This is a genomic window from Methylorubrum zatmanii (assembly GCF_014845115.1).
Taxonomy (GTDB): Bacteria; Pseudomonadota; Alphaproteobacteria; order Rhizobiales; family Beijerinckiaceae; genus Methylobacterium; species Methylobacterium zatmanii.
Map to the genome: position 1 here is coordinate 1 of NZ_NKUI01000347.1, position 2,090 is coordinate 2,090.

The window sequence follows — 2,090 nt, forward strand, 5'->3', positions numbered from 1 at the left end:
CCGGTTTTGTCCCACGCTCTTAATTCCATAAGAGAGTTTTTCACGGATCGCACCGCAAGCCAAAGCGTAATATCAACCCTGTTCGATGAGTTCGGCGGCTTCTCCGCGAACGCATCGAAAAGTTGTCGTATTTCGATGGTGGTTCGGTCCACGACGCGGGAGTGGCGGGTGTGATACGGGCGCTGCGGTGGCTGGCCTGGATGGGGACGACGGTCGCCGGCCTCGTCCTCCTGAGCCAGCCGGTCGGGACACAGAACCAACTCGCCATGAGCCTCGCCGCCATGGCGGCGATGATCGTGCTGTGGCTGTTCCTCGACGGGCCGCGCACCCGCTTCGTGTTCCTGGCGCTCGGGAGCCTCGTGGTGCTGCGCTACATCCTGTGGCGGGTCACCGATACGCTGCCCTCTCCCGGCGATCCGGTCAGCTTCGGCTTCGGCCTGCTGCTGCTCGTCGGCGAATTGTACTGCGTCTTCATCCTGTTCGTGAGCCTGATCATCAATGCCGACCCGCTCCAGCGCCGGGCGCCGCCGGCGGCCGGGGCCGCCGAGCTGCCGACGGTCGACGTGTTCGTGCCGAGCTACAACGAGGATGCGGCCATCCTGGCGATGACGCTGGCGGCGGCACGTCAGATGAACTACCCGCCCGACAAGCTCACGGTCTGGCTGCTCGACGACGGCGGGTCGGATCAGAAATGCGCCGATCCCAATCCCGAGAAGGCCAGGGCCGCGCGGGAGCGGCGGCGCGACCTGATGGCGCTCTGCGCGGAACTCGGCTGCCGCTACCTCACCCGCGCGCGCAACGAGCACGCCAAGGCCGGCAACCTCAATAACGGGCTCGCCTTCGCCACCGGCGAGATCGTCGTGGTGCTCGATGCCGACCACGTCCCGTTCCGCTCGTTCCTGAGCGAGACGGTCGGATACTTCGCCGAGGATCCGAAGCTCTTCCTCGTCCAGACGCCGCATGCCTTCCTCAACCCGGATCCGATCGAGCGGAACCTCCGCACCTTCGAGCGCATGCCGTCCGAGAACGAGATGTTCTACGCGGTGACGCAGCGCGGCCTCGACAAGTGGAACGGCTCGTTCTTCTGCGGCTCCGCCGCCCTGCTGCGCCGCACCGCCCTCGACGAGGCCGGCGGCTTCTCGGGCATCACCATCACCGAGGATTGCGAGACCGCCTTCGAGCTGCATTCCCGCGGCTGGACCAGCGCCTATGTCGACAAGCCCCTGATCGCCGGGCTCCAGCCGGAGACGCTGACGGCCTTCATCGGCCAGCGCTCGCGCTGGTGCCAGGGCATGTTCCAGATCCTGCTCCTGAAGAACCCCGCCTTCCAGAAGGGGCTCAAACCGATCCAGAAGATCGCCTACCTCTCCAGCATGACGTTCTGGTTCTTCCCGGTGCCGCGGCTGATCTTCATGTTCGCGCCGCTGCTGCACATCTTCTTCGACCTGAAAATCTTCGTCGCCAGCGTCGATGAATCCATCGCCTATACGGCAACCTACATCGTCATCAACTTGATGATGCAGAATTACGTCTACGGCAAATTCCGCTGGCCCTTCGTCTCGGAACTCTACGAATACGTCCAGGGCCTCTATCTGTCGAAGGCGATCGTGTCGGTGATCTGGTCGCCGCGGAAGCCGACCTTCAACGTGACCGACAAGGGCATCAGCCTCGACCACAACCACCTGTCCTCGGCCTCGCTCCCCTTCTTCGCGGTCTACGGGCTCCTGGCGACGGGCTGCGCAGTGGCGGCTTGGCGCTACCTGTTCGAGCCCGGCGTGACCAACCTGATGCTGGTCGTCGGCCTGTGGAACCTCTTCAACCTGCTCACCGCCGGCGCGGCCCTCGGGGTCTGCGCCGAGCGCCGCCAGCTCGAACGGACGCCCTCCCTGCCCGTCAACCGGCGCGGCCTGCTCACCCTCGGCGACCGGGCCGTGGACGTGGCGATCACACGCGTCTCGGCGGAGACCTGCACCGTGCGGCTGCCCGCCGCCCTGCTCCCGGCGGGGGCCGGGCAGCGCAAGCTCTCGGGCTCGCTCAACGTGGTGCCCGTGGCGGGCGCACGGCCGGCCGGCGCCCTGCCGGTCACTTTG

Annotated in this window: 1 protein-coding gene; it reads left to right on the forward strand. The window is 66.2% G+C overall.

What is annotated here, in order from left to right:
- Positions 1–161: 161 nt before the first annotated feature.
- A partial coding sequence (gene bcsA, locus MZTS_RS24645; protein ID WP_192285953.1) for a UDP-forming cellulose synthase catalytic subunit occupies positions 162–2,090 on the forward strand: 1,929 nt, incomplete at its 3' end.